This window comes from Thioclava sp. PTB-PU3-1, assembly GCF_055666785.1.
In genome coordinates, this window is record NZ_JBVNVL010000001.1 from 806745 (window position 1) to 823811 (window position 17067).

Consider the following 17067-nt stretch of genomic DNA (forward strand, 5'->3'; position numbering starts at 1 on the left):
CCCCGTTGTTTTTTGTCGTTGGTCAATTCCCGTGCATGTGACTAAAGCAAGGGCATTTGCGTTTTTCAACCCGGAAATCAAAAACCCACGTCACCGACGCATCACAGCACGGTTTCGCCTGAAAAATTGCCGTTTTGCGTCGCTTGTCGCGCAAGGAGCGACCACGACTTGCATTTGGAACGATCTAGCTTCCGCGACGTAAGAGGCGGACGAACTCGTGGACCGTAGACCGCTTCCGGCGCCGCGCCGAGGAAATGGACCTTCGCCAAGGCGGGGTGGGCGCGCAGCAGATCGGTCAGATCTGAGGGGGTCAGCGCGCGCAGCGCCTGCTGTCCGGGCCAGAAACTTTCGACCCAGGCGCCCTCGGCATTGACCAACGCATGACGCGGCAGCAGCAAGTGGTGATAGGTCACCTCCCGGCAGCCCCGCATCACCCGCGCCCCGCCCCATCCCGTTGCCGCTAAGTGGCGCGCGCGCGCGAGGGCGCCCTGCCCCTCCGGCACCCAGATGCAATGTTGCCCGGAGAGAACCAGCGCCTCGCCATTGCCGAACGCACCGGGCCGCAGTCGCACCGGGCAAAGCCGCGGATCGGCGGCCAGCGCCGCCGCGCCGAACCGGCGACGCGCATGCCACAGCACCGGCTGCGATCCACCGTCCAGCGTCGCGACCAGATCACCCGGTTTCAGGGTTTCCACCCGGCGCGGCCCGCGCGGCGTAGCCAGCCGCGTGCCTTCGGTGAAACAGGGGATGCCCATCGCGTAAAGCTGCGGAGCGGTCGCAACCTGGTCGGGCGCGATACCGGTCAGCGTCAGGCTCTCGCCCGTGGGGAAGCTGAGAACCGCATTGCCCGCGCCATCGTCGCTGACCGTCACATCCCAGGCATTGACCGGATTGCCAGCGCCATCGGTAAGGTCAGAGACGTCGAGCTGATCGAGCGTGAAACCTGTCCCGTCATCCGTCAGATCGAAATCGGTGACGATGTCCTGCCCGTCGCCATCGCCGAAGCTGAGCGTATCGGCCCCAAGCCCGGTGGTTATCGTATCGACCCCGGCACCCGCATCGATGACGTCATCGCCAGCGCCCGCATCGAGCGTGTCGCCCAGCGCCGAGCCAGTCAGCGTATCGGCCCCGTCGCCTGCTGCGATCGAGACGGCATTCCCCGCGGCGGAGGCATCGAATGCCTCTGCGTCAGCGGAGCCCCGAACCTCCTCGACCTCCCAGAAATAGGTGACGGTAATGCCGCCGTCATAACTGATCGCGCCGGTTTCCCAACCCGTCCAGAGGACGACGGCCTCACCCGGACCAAGCTCGATCACGTCCCAATCGGTGCCGCCTTCGCCGCCTAAGATCGTCTCGGCCCCGTCCCCGGCATAAAGCAGGAAGGTATCGGCATCGTCGCCGCCGTGCAGCTCGTCAGCCCCTGCGCCGCCGGTCAGCGTGTCGCTGCCGCCCACGCCCTGTAGCGTATCGTCGCCCGCCCCGCCCGAGATCAGGTCGTCGCCGCCCAGCGCCCAGATCGTGTCGTTGCCGTCACCCCCTGAAAGCGTGTCCGCGCCCGATCCGCCGGTGATGGTGTCGGCGCCGCCACCACCGTCGATCAAGACGCCGCTGGCATCACTGGTAGCGTCGATCACGTCGCCCTGCTGCGACCCGACGACCCCTTCGATTTCACTGAAACTCGCCGCGTTTCCACCGGCACTGGCCGTGCCGCTCTCCGATCCGGAGAAGGTGACGGCCACGCCGCCCGCCGTGTAATAGGTGAAGTTGAGCAGGTCGAAATCGTTGCCCGTGGTGACCGTCTCACCGCCGAAGATCGTATCGCTGCCCCATGCGTCGCTCAGGTAGAACGTGTCGGCATCGGCATCGCCGTAGAGGAGGTCGCTCCCGGCCTCGCCCGCGAGGTGATCGGCCCCGTCCCCGCCCGAGATCGTGTCGTCCCCCGTCCCGCCGAGGATGGTATCCGAGCCCGCCTCGCCCAGAATCGAGTCGTTGCCATCCTCGCCATAGAGATAGTCGTTCCCCGAGCCACCAAGGATCGTGTCATCCCCGGCCTCGCCATGGACGACGTCGTCATCATCCCCGCCCTCGACGTAATCCGCGCCGCCCCCGGCCCAGACCGTATCACTTCCGGCGCCGCCATAGATGGTGTCGTCATAGTCATAGAAGGTGCCCGAAATATCGTCGATCAGATCATTGCCATCGCCGCCATAGACCAGATCGCCCTCGGCCAAAGTGCCGCCGCCGGAACCGTAGTAAATCGTGTCGTCGCCCGCGCCACCGTCGATCGTGTCGGCGCCAGCGCCCCCATCGATCAGGTCGTTCGACGCGCCCCCTTGAAGCGAGTCATCCAGACTGCCGCCCTGGATCGCGTTGGCGTCGTCGGGGTCGTAGGTTGCGTTGAAGAGCTCGGTATAGGCGGGACCGGTCGAGACGTCGTTGACGGATGTGACCTCATAGGTGACGCCAGGCTGCAGCGGTTGATCGGCAACCTCCCCGATGATCGTCCCACCAATCTCGAGGATGTAGACAGTGATCGTCGTGCCGTCCGGGGCGAGCAGCGTGAACGCATTCTCGATATAAACCTGACCGGACGCAATCGGCGCGCCATATGCATCGGTCACCGAGACGGATTGCGTGAGGTCGTTGCCGATCTCGTCGAGGATTGTGTCGCCGGAGAGAGTCGAGCCGTCGTCGGTGAAGGTGAAGATACGTCCGCTCGTATCGACGTCCCAGCTCGGGTCGATCATGAGACGGCTGCCGGTGACGACGGTCGAGCCGCCGCCCTCGATCAGGAAATCCGATCGGAAATAGCCATGAAAGACGTAACTCGTCATCGCACGATCGCCCGATCAGCCCCAAAACGGTTTCACCCGGGGCGATCATCGCGCGCATCTCCCAAGGCAGGGTTAACGCGCGCGAGAGAGTTCTTGCGATTTGAGATAAATCGGTCGGGGTTCAGCCCGGCGTGACCGTATTGTCGGGTTGCCACGGCGCGAGGCCGGATGCATCCACGGGCAGCGACAGCGCCACCCCATCCGATGCCCCCGACGGATCGAGCGGCGGAAACTGCGCCATCCGCGTCGCGACCCGGTTCGCGCACAGCCGCCCGCCACGGTCGTTGAGATGGATGAGCAGATCGCCCCCAGCCTCGACCGCGAGATACCAGCCGCGCGTCGCGAGGTTGATGCCGCTCTCGCCCCACAAATCGATCAACGGGATCCCCCAACGATCAGCCACGCGCGCATGCACCGCGTTGCGCTCGAAATGCCCTTGCGGCCAGTCGAGCGTCCCATCGAAAGACCAGAAGGCCTGCGGTTCGCGCACGATGAACAGCCGATGATCTGGCACCCCATCGAAGCCGCTCGCCGCAAGATAATTGGCGATCATCGTGTGCCAGAGACCTTCATAGGTCACGATATACCCAGTGCTCAGCGGTTCAGACAGAAAGGCCGCCGCACCATCCGCGGCGTTGCGCACCTCGAACTCGTTCTGCTCGGCCTCGGTCATGATCCGATCGCAGCTATAGGGGGTACCGGGCTGCGGAACGCAATAGATCGCGCGCGCCTCGGCGCTGCCGGTATTGCGATGCTCATAGAGGATATCGAAGCCGGGCTGCGTGCCGGGGGCCGTGAAACAGGCCCCGGCTTGCGTCGCCGCGAGCCCCTCTGCGCGGCCTGCGAAATGCCCGACGGAGAGCGCCGCCGCCTTCGCCGCCAGCCCCGCGATCTGCGCCCCATCGAGCGCGAGGGTTTGATACCCGGCATTCGCGAGATCCGTCACCCCGTCATTCGCGCCGAGCCAGAAGATCGTCGCCGCACTCCGGTCCCGGACACCCGCGCTCAGGCCCAGCGTCGTCGCGTTTCCTGCGGTCGCATCGCTGAAATTGATCAGGTCGTTCGCGAGTCCCGCCATATAGTCGCGCGAGAACATACCCGTCACACCCTCGCCCGGCTTGGGCTGCAAGGTGCCACCCGAGATCCCGCGCACCGAGTGCCCCTCGAGCGACAGCATCTCGCGCAGATGCGGTTGCCACATGACCTGCGAGACCAGCGAATGGCCCAAAGTGATAACCCTCTTGCCCGCCCAAGGGGAGCGCAGCGCCTCTGCCATGTCGGCAAGATCGGCGCGAGCCGCCTGCCCCGCCTGCTGAGCGTAGCCCGTCTGGACCGCACGCACCGCGTCGAAGCTGATCGCCTGCGCGGTCTCGGCCAGCGGGTGATAGGGGGCGCCAAGCCGCGCCAGCGCCTCGGCCACCTCTGCCTCACTGAGGTCGAAAGCGGGTTCGCCGGCCATGCCCAGATCGACCAGCATGAAGCAGCGCAGCGTGAGTTTGAGCGACAGGGTCAGGAGGTTCTGATCGCTCCCGTCGCGCGGGCTCGCGAATTCGATATAGGGATTGCCGCGCGTGGCGTTCGCCTCGGCAATGAAACACCGCGCAACGCGGTGGCGGATCGGCGCACCTGTCTCACCCACCTGCACGCGCAGCGCGCCCATTGCCGATCCCGGCGTCGATTGCAGCACGAAGGGACGCCAGCCGAGCGTGTCGATACCGCTTGCGGCGACATCGCCCTCCACATCGAAATCGGCGTAGAGCGCGTAGCGATGGCCCGCGACCAGATCGACGCCCGCGCCGGGGACGTCCTTATAGATCAGCATCGCGCCGAAGCTTTGCCCCGACAGGCTCCGCGCGACCTCCGCTCCCTCGAGGGTCCAGTTTACGGTATCCGCCCCAGAGATGGCCCATCCCGCGGCACCGTCGCGAAAGTCGTTGCCGCCGAAGACCGAGCGCATACCAGAGAAACTCCGCGCCGCCAGCGCGTCGGAAGACGGGTAGCTCGCGACCTCCTCGGCGATGCCTCCAGCCGCATGACGGTAGAGCGTCGCGAAACGCGCGCCCTCGCCCGCCACACTGAAATGCGCGCCTTCCGCCGTGGCCCCGAGCCCGTCGGCAACGCTCGCATAAACTCGTCCGCTCAGCATCGCGGCATCGCGCGCCAGTTCCGCCGCCGCCCGACTCTCCGCAGCCGACGTGCTGGCCACCGCAGCCGCGGTCGCGTCTGCGCCCGCCGATTGCGCCCCGGCCTGCGCCACCTCCGCCCACGCCTGCGCGCTTTGCGTGCCCGGCCCGCCCGGGGTCGTGCCTTCCGCCCAAGCCTGCGCCAGCGCGACATATACCGCGCTCGCCTCCGAGGGCGGCGTATCTGCGGGCGCTTCCTCAGGGGCAGTCGCTATACAATTGGCGAAACTCTCGCTTGGCGCATCGGGCACACGGGCCAGAAACTCCCAATGCAACTGCCACGCGTCACCGAAACAGGTGCCGTGATAGTCGCCCGCAGGCAAGTCGATCGCGAGCGCGCCTTCCGCGTCGGTCTGGGCCGAGACGACCCTAGGCAGCCGGACCGTGACGCCGCCTTGCTCGACGGTCGAGACGATTCCGCCCAGCCGCTCGAAGCTGACGGTGCAATTGGCGCTAATCGTCCCGTCTGGGGATGTGACGATTCCGGTGATGTGGCAGGTCATGCGATCCTCGCTCAGGGTAAGCCGCTGTCGAGGGATAGGATCAGCAAGAGGCCCTACCGAGCCTTGAACCGAGCGCACGGAGCTCGCCCGAGGCCATCAAGCCTTTGAAATCAAATGCAAACCGCCAAAGCTGGAGATACACAAAGCGGCGCGCACATCTACGGTGCAACGTGAGATTTTCGAAATGGGGGATACCCGCCTCGGGTCTGTCAGGTTTCTCTTCAGGAGAGAAATGGTGCGGTCGAGAAGACTCGAACTTCCACGGGAGTTACCCCACAGCGACCTCAACGCTGCGCGTCTACCAATTCCGCCACGACCGCACTGTCTAGGCTTGGTGTGGCGCGTATTAGCCAAAGGCTTGGGGGATGAAAAGGGGGTATTTCGGGATTGGCGAGAATTTTTCGCATTCGCGCTCTTGCCGTTGCGACAGGCCGGGCGGTCCCGGCCTGTCGCAGGAGGCAGGTTATTGCGGCGCCGCGGTTTCCACGAGTTCAGCCGCCTTCGCCGCAAAGCTCGGCAGCGCCATCGCGGGCTTCGGCGCGGTGGCGGCATCGGCGCGACCGTTCATCATCAGGGCCGCCTTGCGGATCAGACCGCTGCGCTCGGGCTGCGCGGGCGCGAAGACCGGCTGCGCCGAAAGCGCGTTCTCGTACCAGCCCATCGCGAGGTCGGCGCGCTCAGCCGTACCGATTCCCTGCATCAGGTGATGGCCGACCAATTCGTCATAGGCGCCCTCGCCCAGTCCACCCAGAACCAGCGCCGAGCCCAGCGCCACCTCCATGTCGTCGGTGCGGTAGCCGACCGACAGGCAGACCTTCGCGGTGCCCGAGAGCTGCGCCGGGCTCATCCCCGAGCCGTCGATGAAGCTTTTTACCTTGGCAAGCGTCGCCTCGCGCGGGGTGGTGCCGACGGCAGCCACCTCCTCGGAGAGAAGCGCGCCGAAATCGCGACATTGCGCGGCGATCTGTCCGGGTGTGAAGCCGCCGATATTGGCCTCCAGCTCCGCACCTTCGTCCAAGGCATAGCCGCGCGCGAGGCAGAACTGCTCGCCCAGGGCCTGCCCCGGATCGGTGAGCGAAGCCTCGGTGGCGAAGCCGCCATTGGATGAGGTGACGAGACTGGTCTTCGCGCAGAAGGATGCAAGAGACACCGGCACCGGTTCCGTAACCGGCGCGGGCGCCACGAAGGACGGCATCGCGGGCGCTGGCTGCGAGGCCATCTGCGTCGCGAAGGACGGCGCAGCTGGCGCCGGAGCAGGCGCGGGCGCGGCAGCCGTGACCGGCGCGTTGCTCTGGGCCCCCGTATCGGCCTTCTGGCACGCCCCCGCCTGACAGGTGAACATCGCAGGCGTCGCGTTATAGGCTTGGAAGTCGTTGCGCGAGAAGCCGCTCGGCGTCGAGGCGAAGACCCGCACCGCGCAGCTCTTGTCGTTGCACCAGAAGCCCGGCCCCAGAACCGACGTGTCGAGCAGATAGTCGGTGCGCCCGTCATTGTTGAGATCGGCCAGCTGCACGAAGCCAGACCGCGCCATCAGCTGCTGCGGCTCCACGTTGGAGCTGCGCGCGATCTCGAACACGGCCTCAGAGATCTGAGGCGGCAAGCCCCCGATCGAATTGCCAGCGTAGGTCGATTTCCCCGTGCCCAGCATCTGCTCGCGCGTCTGCAAGAGAAGCCCGCGCATCCCTTGCGGATGGGTCGAGATCGTCTGCGTGACCGCCGCGCCGCCCAAGCTCGCCTTCTGATACGACGTGGTCAGGATGGTGCGCTCCAGATCGGTCAGCTTGCCCGTGATCGGGAAATCCATGAAGGCCTGATATTGCGAGATGCCCGCGCGCGAGTTGCGCCCCAGCACCCCATCCGGCGTGCCGACATTCCATCCGAAGTGGTTGAGCGAGACCTGCACTTCGCGATTGGCCTCGCGCTGCGCCGACGACATGGTCGGCTTCTTGTAATAGGTGCGCTTGGTGACCGTGCGCGGCTGGCGGTTGGCCTCGTTCACGATCGCGCCGCCGATGATCCCTCCGATCACCCCGCCTACGATATCCGAGCCGCCCGCCAGCGCCGACCCTGCCGGTCCGCCCGTAGCGACGGCGAGCGCAAGACCCGCCAGAACGAACTTGTGTTTCATCCCTGAACCCTCCAATCAAATAACTTCCGGTCTTGCCTGTTGCCCCGCAAATTCCATGTTTCTGCACGACAGGACCGGTCGGAATGTGACCGGCGCGGGGGGTGCGCGACCTTACCAATAGGTCAAGTTTGCGCTCCGAATCGGTGATGTGGCAAGGAATATTGACGCCGGGTGAGGAATTCCGGCGGGTGAGGTTAAGAAATGGTCGAATGGCGCGTAAGTGACAGCCCGGTCCCCTATCATGAGGCGCTGGCCTTCATGGAGGATCGCGTGGCCAAGATCGCCGCGGGCGAGGCCGAGGAGATGATCTGGCTTCTCGAGCACCCGCCGCTCTACACGGCGGGAACCTCGGCGAAGCGCGAAGATCTCGTCGATCCCGACCGGTTTCCCGTCTTCGAGGCCGGGCGCGGCGGCCAATACACCTATCACGGCCCCGGCCAGCGCGTCGCCTATGTCATGCTCGATCTCAACAAGCGCGGGCGCGACGTGCGCTGCTTCGTGCGCCAGCTCGAGGATTGGGTGATCGCCGCGCTCGACGAATTCAACGTGAAGGGCGAAATTCGCGACGGTCGCGTCGGCGTCTGGGTCCAGCGCCCCGACAAGCCGAAGGCGGCGGATGGCAGCCTGCGCGAGGACAAGATCGCCGCGATCGGGGTGAAGCTGCGCAAATGGGTCAGCTTCCACGGCATCTCGATCAATGTGGAGCCGGACCTGTCGCATTTCGAGGGAATCGTGCCGTGCGGGATTCGCGATCACGGGGTGACGAGCCTCGTCGATCTCGGCCTGCCGGTCGAAATGGCCGATCTTGATCTCGCGCTACGTGCGACATTCTGTCGCATTTTTGTGAGTAAACTAAATGCGACCTCAGAAGTTTAGTGGACACATAGGTAATCATGCATGTTAGAACGCCCTTCAAGGCAGCGTGACTGCCCTGTGAAAGCCGGGTCGGGAGGGCCCGAGCTTCGTCTCAAAATGAACAAGGAAGACGCGATGAAACTCAGCCTTATTGCCATGATCACCGCCGTCACCGTTGCGAGCCCCGCGCTTGCGCAGGACGTCGAGAAAGGCAAAAACGAATTCAAGCGGTGCAAGGCCTGTCACTCGATCGTCGCCCCCGATGGCACTGCGATCTACAAAGGCGGCAAGGTCGGCCCGAACCTCTACAACGTGATCGGCCGCAAGGTCGCATCCGTGGATGGCTATAAATACAAGGACGGGATCAAGGAATACGCCGATACTGGCGCCGTCTGGACCGAAGAGCTGCTCGCCGAATACATCACCGATCCGTCGAAGTTCCTCGAAGAGCAGACCGGCGACCCCAAGGCGAAATCGGGCATGGCCTACAAACAGCGCAAGGACCAGGCGGACATCGCCGCTTACCTCGGTTCGGCAGAAGTGTCGCCCGACGCGCCCGCGTCCTGATCGCGACATAAACGCATCACGCGTTCGTTGGCGGACCCTTTCGGGGGTCCGCTTTTTTTGTGCCAGCGTCGCGGATTCGCAACGCCCGCGCGGCGCCACCCCGACGCTCGCACAGCCCGCAAAGGGCGTGAGATCACACATCACTCACGCCTGACAGAGCTGCGACATTTTTTCACGGCTGCGTGTGCAGAATTCTTGCCCTGCCATCGAAATATTCATAACCTCCGTTCATTCAGGCCCAAAGGGACGGGAGACCCGGGTCTGACGGGAGAAATGGGAGATCACTATGGCGGACGCAGCCGTTCACGGCGAGGGCGCACATGACACGCGCGGGTTCTTTACCCGTTGGTTCATGTCGACCAATCACAAGGATATCGGGATCTTGTATCTCTTCACCGCAGGCGCGGTGGGGCTGATCTCGGTCCTGTTCACAGTTTACATGCGCCTCGAGCTGATGGAGCCGGGCGTGCAATACATGTGCGCCGAGGGCGCGCGCTTCATCGCTTCGGCCGAGGAATGCACCCCCGACGGGCACCTCTGGAACGTGATGATCACCTATCACGGCGTCCTGATGATGTTCTTCGTCGTCATCCCGGCGCTGTTCGGGGGCTTCGGCAACTACTTCATGCCGCTCCAGATCGGCGCGCCGGACATGGCGTTCCCGCGGATGAACAACCTCAGCTACTGGCTCTATGTCGCGGGCACCTCGCTCGGGATCGCTTCGCTGCTCGCCCCCGGTGGCGGCGGCGGCGCAGGCTCGGGCGTGGGCTGGGTGCTCTACCCGCCGTTGTCCGTGAACGAGGGCGGCTATTCGATGGATCTCGCGATCTTCGCCGTGCACGTTTCGGGCGCCAGCTCGATCCTCGGCGCGATCAACATGATCACGACCTTCCTCAACATGCGGACGCCGGGCATGACGCTGCACAAGGTGCCGCTGTTTGCCTGGTCGATCTTCGTGACTTCCTGGCTGATCCTGCTGTCGCTGCCGGTTCTGGCAGGCGCGATCACCATGCTGCTGATGGACCGTAACTTCGGCACCACCTTCTTCGATCCGTCGGGTGGCGGCGATCCGATCCTCTACCAGCACATCCTGTGGTTCTTCGGTCACCCCGAGGTCTACATCATCATCCTGCCGGGCTTCGGCATTATCAGCCACGTCATCGCGACCTTCTCCAAGAAGCCGGTCTTCGGCTACCTGCCGATGGTCTACGCGATGGTGGCGATCGGTGTTCTGGGCTTCGTCGTCTGGGCGCACCACATGTATACGGTGGGCCTGTCGCTGACCCAGCAAAGCTACTTCATGGTGGCGACGATGGTGATCGCGGTGCCAACGGGCGTGAAGGTGTTCAGCTGGATCGCGACGATGTGGGGCGGCTCGATCGAGTTCAAGACGCCGATGCTCTGGGCGATCGGCTTCCTGTTCCTGTTCACCATCGGCGGCGTGACCGGCGTGGTGCTGTCGCAGGCGCCGCTCGACCGCGTCTATCACGACACCTACTACGTCGTGGCGCACTTCCACTATGTGATGTCGCTGGGGGCGGTGTTTGCGATCTTCGCGGGCGTCTACTTCTGGATCGGCAAGATGTCGGGCCGTCAGTATCCCGAATGGGCCGGCAAGCTGCACTTCTGGATGATGTTCATCGGTTCGAACATGATCTTCTTCCCGCAGCACTTCCTGGGCCGTCAGGGCATGCCGCGCCGTTACATCGACTATCCGGAGGCCTTCGCCACCTGGAACTACATCAGCTCGATCGGTGCGTTCATCTCGTTCGCCAGCTTCGTGTTCTTCATCGGCATCGTGTTCTACACCCTCTTCAAGGGTAAGCGCGTCACCGAGAACAACTACTGGAACGAGTATGCCGACACGCTGGAGTGGACCCTGCCCTCCCCGCCGCCGGAGCACACGTTCGAGGAGCTCCCGAAGCGCGAGGATTGGGATCACGCCCACGCGCACTAGTGATCTAGATCTCCTGATAACGAGAACGGCCCCGGAGCGATCCGGGGCCGTTTGCAAAAGGGCGAGAGGTTGCAGGAAGGACCGGGCGGATCATGCCCTATCGCTGGACAGATACCGAAGGCCAAACCATGGAGGCGCCCCGCTCCGAGGCTGCGCCCCTGCCCGATCAGCTGCACCTGTGGCCCTATCGCTCCCTGCCGCGCAAAGGCTTCGTCTTTTTCATCGCAGCCACGGTGGTCATGGTCAGCCTGCCGCTGCTGTCGCTGCTGGGCCATGTGGAGCTGTGGGGGCTGCTGCCCTTCATCGCGCTCGCCATCGCAGGCGTCTGGTGGGCAATCTCGCATAGCTATCGCACCGGGGAGGTGCTCGAGGTCCTGACCTTCAACGGGCCGGACCTGCACCTGATCCGCCACGAACCGGGCAAACCCTCACGCGACTGGGCGGCCAATCCGCATTGGGTGCAGGCCGACCTGCACGGCAAGGGCGGACCGGTCGAAGCCTACCTCACCCTGCGCGGCGGCCCGCGCGAGGTGGAGATCGGCGCCTTTCTCACGCCGGAAGAGCGCCGCCAGCTGCACCGCGAACTGGTGATCCGGCTTGCTGCCGCACGCGCGCCCATTGCGCCCTGATCACTTAGAAATGCCAACCCCCGGCGCGGCCACGGGCAGGCATTCATACTGTTCTTCGATCTTCAACGCCGCCTCGCGCGCCCAGGCGTCGCTGTCGCGATTGACCTCTTGCGTTGCAGAACTGGCCCCCGTCCCAGCTTCCAGAGCGGAGACCAGCGTCTCGGCGAACCTGTCGCCGTAGCTCTGTATTTCAGCCTCATAGGCAGCATGGGCCTTGCGCGCGCGGGCCTTGGTGGCCCTCGGCGTGCTACCCGGCGCGCAGAGATAACTCACCTCACCGCCCAGGGCAGACGAGTTGAAATGATAAAGCGTGCGGTCGGGATAGCTCCGCTTCAAATCCTGCAAGCCCGGCTGCGGGACACATCCCGCCAGCCCGACAACCGTCCCAAAAACTGCCAACCCCGGAAGACGCCTCATCCACTTCTCCAAACACATTACTCGTCACTCGACATCAGGCACAGCCTTGGCGGCACCGCTCAGTCGTCCTTGCTGTCGGGAAGATCCTTGCGCTTGGTGCTCGCGATATCTTCAAGCTCGCTTTCGGACATGCTGTCATACATCTCCTTCGACGCGCCCTGAAGATCGCCGACCTTGGTCTCGCCGCGCTTGGCTGCGAGCGCCGCGCCCGCTGCTTTCTGCTGTGCTTTCGATTGCGCCGGCATCGCCGCCTCCTTTGACAAACGCTCAAAAGAAAACGCCCCACAAGGGGGCGCTGTTCCCAGTCTCGAGAGACCCAAGTCAGATCAGGAGGCGAGACGATCTTTCACCATCGGGCCCGCCTTCGAGAAATCCATCTGTCCGGTATATTGCCCCTTCAGCTCGCCCATCACGCGCCCCATGTCGCGAATCGACTCCGCACCGAGTTTCGAGATGGCGGCTTCGATGGCGGCATTCACCTCATCTTCGCTCAGCTGACGCGGCAGGAAGTCCTCGATCACGCGGATCTCGGCCTGCTCCTTCTCGGCCAGCTCCAGCCGACCGCCCTCTTCATAGGCGCGTGCGCTTTCCTGACGCTGCTTCACCATCTTTCCCATGATCGCAAGCACTTCGGCGTCGCCGACAGTGCCCTCGCCCTCGCCTTCGGCGCGCATCGCGATCTCGCGGTCCTTGATGGCGGCGTTGACCAGTCGCAGCGTCGAGAGCCGCTCCTGATCCTTTTCCTTCATCGCCGCTTTCAACGCGGCGGCGATCTTATCGCGCATTTGCATCACATCGTGTCCCTACTTCAGTGAAGGCGCCAGAATAGCGGCATTGCGAAACGCGCACAACATCCGCAAGCCATTGATAAATAAGCATTTCGCAATTATCTCATGGCCTCTTGACCCCCGCGTTCAGCGCGTCTAGGTTCCGGCGAATTTTGACATCGGGGAGTCGCGCCATGCCTGCAAGCCAGTCCGCATCGGAAAAGCCCACTGCGTTGATCGCGCTCGCTGATGGATCGCTGTTTTACGGGAAGGGTTTCGGCCGCCCGGGCGAGACAGTGGCCGAACTGGTCTTCAATACGGCGATGACCGGCTATCAGGAAATCATGACCGACCCGTCCTATGCGGGTCAGGTGGTGACCTTCACCTTCCCCCATATCGGCAACACCGGCGTGAACCCGGAAGATGACGAGACCAACGACCCCGTCGCCGCTGGCATGGTGGTGAAATGGGACCCGACCGAGCCGTCGAACTGGCGCGCGGCCGAAACGCTGGTCGAGTGGCTCGAGAAGCGCGGCCGGATCGGCATCGGCGGCATCGACACCCGCCGCCTCACCCGCGCGATCCGCCAGCAGGGTGCGCCGCATGTCGCGCTCGCCTATAACCCCGATGGCGTCTTCGACATCGAGGCTCTGGTGCGCAAGGCCCGCGAATGGTCCGGGCTCGAAGGGCTCGACCTCGCGAAGGACGTGACCTGTTCGCAAAGCTACCGCTGGGACGAGATGCGGTGGGCCTGGCCCGAGGGCTACAAGAAAGCCGAAGGCAACGATCTGAAAGTGGTCGCCATCGACTACGGCGCGAAGCGCAACATCCTGCGCTGCCTCGCTTCGGCTGGCTGCGACGTGACCGTGCTGCCCGCCACCGCGACCACCGAGGACGTGCTCGCGCTTGAGCCCGATGGGGTCTTCCTGTCGAACGGTCCGGGCGATCCGGCGGCCACCGGGGAATATGCCGTGCCGATGATCAAGGGCGTTCTGGAAACCGAGCTGCCGGTCTTTGGCATCTGCCTCGGCCACCAGATGCTGGCGCTCGCGCTTGGCGCGAAGACGATCAAGATGAACCACGGCCACCACGGGGCGAACCACCCGGTGAAGGACCTGACCACCGGCAAGGTCGAGATCACCTCGATGAACCACGGCTTCGCGGTCGACAGCCAGACCCTGCCCAAGGGCGTGTCGGAAACCCACGTGTCGCTCTTCGACGGCTCGAACTGCGGGATCGCGATGTCCGACCGCCCGGTCTTCTCGGTGCAATATCACCCCGAGGCGAGCCCGGGTCCGCAGGACAGCTACTACCTGTTCGAGCGCTTCGCGACCGCGATGCGCGCACGCAAGGCGTAAGCGACCCGGCGACTGCGGCCTCCAGACTGCGGTTAATGGCCTATTAACCAAACGCTCGCATCCTGCCCCCCGGGACAGATGCGAGGTTTGGCATGGGCGCGCGGCAACAGCTTCTCGAGATACCAGCAGATGTTGCCGAACCGGCACCGCTCCTGCTGACCAATCCAATTGCGAATTCCATTGATCCGCTGGAACGGCGAAGCCCTGACGCCGAGCCAATGAGGCGCGACAACCGCCCGCGGCGCCAACCTCTGGGGCAAATCCTGCTGGACCGAGGTGCGATCGACCCGGGCGATCTGCTCAAGGCCGCAGCATTGCGGCAACGCGAGGATGTGCGGCTGGGCGACATTCTTCTGGCCAATGGCTGGGTCCGCGAGGCCGATCTGCTGGCGGCCTTGGCCGAGCAATGGCACGCCTCGGTCGTCGATCTGCAGGCCTGCCCGCCCGATCCGCGCCTGATCGACGCTGTCGGGGCGGAACTGTGCCTGAGACATGCGATGGTGCCGTGGCGGCGCGTGGGCGGCGTGACCCTCATCGCGACCGCACGGCCCGAGGATTTCGAAGCGCTTCGCGACGCCCTGCCCGCGCGCCATGCGCCCTACAGGCTGGTGCTGGCGCCGGAACGCTGCATCCACGAGAGCTTGTTGGCCCGCCGCCAGACCGCCCTGATCCGCCGCGCCGAAATCAAGGTCGACCCGGCCGAGAGTTGCCGTGACCATAACGAACAACGTGCAAGCCGGATTGCGGCGGGGTTTCTCGTGGTGACGGGTCTCGGCCTGTGGCTCGCACCTTCTCTCCTGATCGGCATTCTCTTCGCATGGGTGATGCTGACGCTCGTAGGCTCCATAGCGCTCAAACTGGTCGCTTTCGCGAGCGAACTCACCGCCCGCCGTCGTCCCGCCCCTGACCCGTGCGACCGTAGCGCGCCAAGGGGACGGCTCCCGATCATCTCGATGATGGTCCCGCTCTTTCGCGAGACGGACATCGCCGCGCGGTTGGTCGAACGGCTCGGCAAGCTGCGCTATCCGCGCGAATTGCTCGACGTGATCCTCGTCGTCGAGCAGACCGACGCGATGACTCTGGCAGCCCTTTCCGGTGCCGACCTGCCCCGTTGGATGCGGGTGGTCACGGTGCCCGACGGGCCGATCAAGACCAAGCCGCGCGCGCTCAACTACGCGCTGAACTTCTGCCGCGGATCGGTGATCGGGATCTGGGATGCCGAGGACGCGCCCGAACCGGATCAGCTGCAGATCGCCGCCCAACGCTTTCTCGAGGCCCCGCCCGAGACCGCCTGTCTGCAAGGCATCCTCGACTATTACAACCCGCGCACCAACTGGCTCGCCCGCTGTTTCACGGTGGAATATGCGACATGGTTCCGGATGTTCCTGCCGGGGCTCGCGCGGCTCGGTTTTGTCGTGCCTCTGGGCGGCACGACCCTGTTCTTCCGCCGCGACGCACTGGAGAAGCTGGGCGGCTGGGACGCGCATAACGTGACCGAAGATGCCGATCTCGGCGTGCGTCTGGCGCGGCATGGCTACCGGACCGAGCTGATCCCGGCGGTCACCTATGAGGAAGCCAACTGCCGTGCTGTACCGTGGGTCAAACAACGCTCGCGCTGGCTCAAGGGATACGCGATGACTTGGGCGGTCCATATGCGCGATCCGGTGCAGCTCTGGCGCGATCTCGGAACGAAACGCTTCATCGGGGTGCAGATCCTGATCCTCGGATCGCTCTCGCAATATGTTCTGGCCCCGGTGTTGTGGAGCTTCTGGCTCGCGCTGTTCGGGGTCTGGCATCCGATCGCGAGCGCCCTGCCCGGCCCGGTCTTCGCGCTCGTCATGGGCACTTTCCTCCTGTCGGAGCTGATCGCGATCACGACCTCGGCCTGGGCCTGCCGCGGTGCGGAACATCGCCATCTGATCAAATGGGTGCCGACGCTGCATCTCTATTATCCGCTGGGCGCGCTGGCGGGCTGGAAGGCGCTGTATGAGTTGGTCGCGCGACCCTTCTACTGGGACAAGACCAGCCACGGCATTTTCGATGCCAATGGAGCCACGGCGCCGGACAGCGCGCGGCACAGGCTTCTCGAGGAAATCGCAGCCGCACAGGCCGGGGTAAAGCCCGGACCGCAGCGTCTGGCGCGTGCGCCGCTTATCGGCTGATCAGAGCGCCTCGGCCCAATGGCCCGCCGTGCCGTGATGCGCAGCGTCGAGCGTGAGGCGCGTCTCGAAGGCGCGCGAGATATGGGCGCGCAGCGCCGAGGCTGCCGCATCGCCATTGCCTTCGCGGATCGCATCGACAATCGCCTGATGCTCGTCGAGCGCCGCCTCGCCCCGGCCCTTCACCGCAAGCGATGTCGTCGCGAGAAGCGCCATCGAACGGTGCACGAGGTCGAGCTGCTGGACGAGGTAACGATTATGCGAGGCGAGGTGAATTTGGTGGTGGAACCGGCGATTTGCCCGGCTCAGCGCCTCCGGATCGTCGAGTTGACCGCGATCCTCGTCGATCATGTTCTGCAGCACGCGGACCTCTTCGGGGGCCGCATGTTTCGCCGCCAGTTGCGCGGCCAGCGCCTCCAGCTCGGCGCGCACGATATAGAGCTCCGCCAGCTGGTTGTGATCGAGCGAGGCCACGATCAGCGACCGCCCGTCGCGGGCCAGCATTTGCTGGGTTTCGAGCCGCTGCAGCGCCTCGCGCACCGGGGTGCGTGACACTCCGAACCGCTCCGCCAATTCGGATTCGACCAAGCGGTCCCCGGGGCGGTAAACGCCTTCGTCGATGGCGTCGAGTATGAGAGTGTAGGCGTCTTTTTGCATGCAACCTGCTTTCGCGTTCTGCCAGAGATTAGGCGCGGGCCGCCCCCGGTGAC

The 17067-nt window shown here is 64.6% G+C and carries 13 protein-coding genes and 1 tRNA gene; 6 read left to right on the top strand and 8 right to left on the bottom strand.

Annotation, left to right across the window (positions count from 1 at the left end; translation table 11 throughout):
- Nucleotides 1-101: 101 nt before the first annotated feature.
- The 4 genes from ACZ7GB_RS03730 to ACZ7GB_RS03745 all read right to left on the bottom strand — a co-directional run bounded on the left by ACZ7GB_RS03730 (nucleotide 102) and on the right by ACZ7GB_RS03745 (nucleotide 7648).
- On the bottom strand, nucleotides 102-2834 hold the full coding sequence (locus ACZ7GB_RS03730; protein WP_472157678.1) for a Hint domain-containing protein: 2733 nt from the start codon (nucleotides 2832-2834) through the stop codon (nucleotides 102-104).
- 121 nt (nucleotides 2835-2955) lie between these two features.
- A complete protein-coding gene (locus ACZ7GB_RS03735; protein ID WP_472157679.1) occupies nucleotides 2956-5520 on the bottom strand; it encodes a hypothetical protein in 2565 nt (854 codons plus the stop codon).
- A 233-nt stretch (nucleotides 5521-5753) separates the two neighbouring features.
- Nucleotides 5754-5840 (bottom strand) — tRNA-Leu (locus ACZ7GB_RS03740).
- Nucleotides 5841-5983: 143 nt separating this feature from the next.
- Nucleotides 5984-7648 (bottom strand): peptidoglycan-binding domain-containing protein, encoded by a 1665-nt coding sequence (locus ACZ7GB_RS03745; protein WP_472157680.1) that lies wholly within the window; start codon nucleotides 7646-7648, stop codon nucleotides 5984-5986.
- 201 nt (nucleotides 7649-7849) lie between these two features.
- Between ACZ7GB_RS03745 and lipB the strand changes: the two genes are divergently transcribed.
- From lipB to ACZ7GB_RS03765, 4 genes are all read left to right on the top strand, one after another.
- Complete coding sequence (gene lipB, locus ACZ7GB_RS03750) at nucleotides 7850-8524, top strand: lipoyl(octanoyl) transferase LipB (RefSeq protein WP_078546052.1); 675 nt, start codon at nucleotides 7850-7852, stop codon at nucleotides 8522-8524.
- Nucleotides 8525-8638: 114 nt separating this feature from the next.
- Nucleotides 8639-9070 carry a c-type cytochrome gene (locus ACZ7GB_RS03755; RefSeq protein ID WP_078520032.1) on the top strand — a complete coding sequence of 144 codons (432 nt, stop codon included), beginning with the start codon at nucleotides 8639-8641 and terminating at the stop codon, nucleotides 9068-9070.
- A gap of 286 nt (nucleotides 9071-9356) precedes the next feature.
- Nucleotides 9357-11027, top strand: a complete 1671-nt coding sequence (ctaD, locus tag ACZ7GB_RS03760) for a cytochrome c oxidase subunit I (RefSeq protein ID WP_078519766.1) — start codon at nucleotides 9357-9359, stop codon at nucleotides 11025-11027.
- 92 nt (nucleotides 11028-11119) lie between these two features.
- The gene (locus ACZ7GB_RS03765) at nucleotides 11120-11656 is read left to right on the top strand and encodes a DUF2244 domain-containing protein (RefSeq protein WP_152843072.1); all 537 of its coding nucleotides are present in this window, start codon (nucleotides 11120-11122) and stop codon (nucleotides 11654-11656) included.
- Here the strand turns inward: ACZ7GB_RS03765 and ACZ7GB_RS03770 are convergent, their stop codons facing one another.
- The 3 genes from ACZ7GB_RS03770 to ACZ7GB_RS03780 form a co-directional block, all read right to left on the bottom strand.
- Nucleotides 11657-12073 carry a hypothetical protein gene (locus ACZ7GB_RS03770; RefSeq protein ID WP_472157681.1) on the bottom strand — a complete coding sequence of 139 codons (417 nt, stop codon included), beginning with the start codon at nucleotides 12071-12073 and terminating at the stop codon, nucleotides 11657-11659.
- A 59-nt stretch (nucleotides 12074-12132) separates the two neighbouring features.
- Complete coding sequence (locus tag ACZ7GB_RS03775; protein ID WP_274963826.1) at nucleotides 12133-12318, bottom strand: DUF3008 family protein; 186 nt, start codon at nucleotides 12316-12318, stop codon at nucleotides 12133-12135.
- Between the two features lie 81 nt (nucleotides 12319-12399).
- A complete protein-coding gene (locus tag ACZ7GB_RS03780) occupies nucleotides 12400-12864 on the bottom strand; it encodes a GatB/YqeY domain-containing protein (RefSeq protein WP_078519770.1) in 465 nt (154 codons plus the stop codon).
- Between the two features lie 170 nt (nucleotides 12865-13034).
- On the opposite strand from ACZ7GB_RS03780, the gene carA reads away from it, so the two are divergent.
- Together carA and ACZ7GB_RS03790 are read left to right on the top strand one after the other, a co-directional pair.
- Nucleotides 13035-14198: a glutamine-hydrolyzing carbamoyl-phosphate synthase small subunit gene (gene carA / locus ACZ7GB_RS03785; RefSeq protein ID WP_472157682.1), complete on the top strand. Its 1164-nt coding sequence runs from the start codon at nucleotides 13035-13037 to the stop codon at nucleotides 14196-14198.
- Nucleotides 14199-14416: 218 nt separating this feature from the next.
- Nucleotides 14417-16360: a glycosyltransferase family 2 protein gene (locus tag ACZ7GB_RS03790; protein WP_472157683.1), complete on the top strand. Its 1944-nt coding sequence runs from the start codon at nucleotides 14417-14419 to the stop codon at nucleotides 16358-16360.
- Here the strand turns inward: ACZ7GB_RS03790 and ACZ7GB_RS03795 are convergent, their stop codons facing one another.
- Nucleotides 16361-17014: a GntR family transcriptional regulator gene (locus tag ACZ7GB_RS03795; protein WP_078519773.1), complete on the bottom strand. Its 654-nt coding sequence runs from the start codon at nucleotides 17012-17014 to the stop codon at nucleotides 16361-16363. It abuts the gene before it with no gap.
- Nucleotides 17015-17067: the final 53 nt, after the last annotated feature.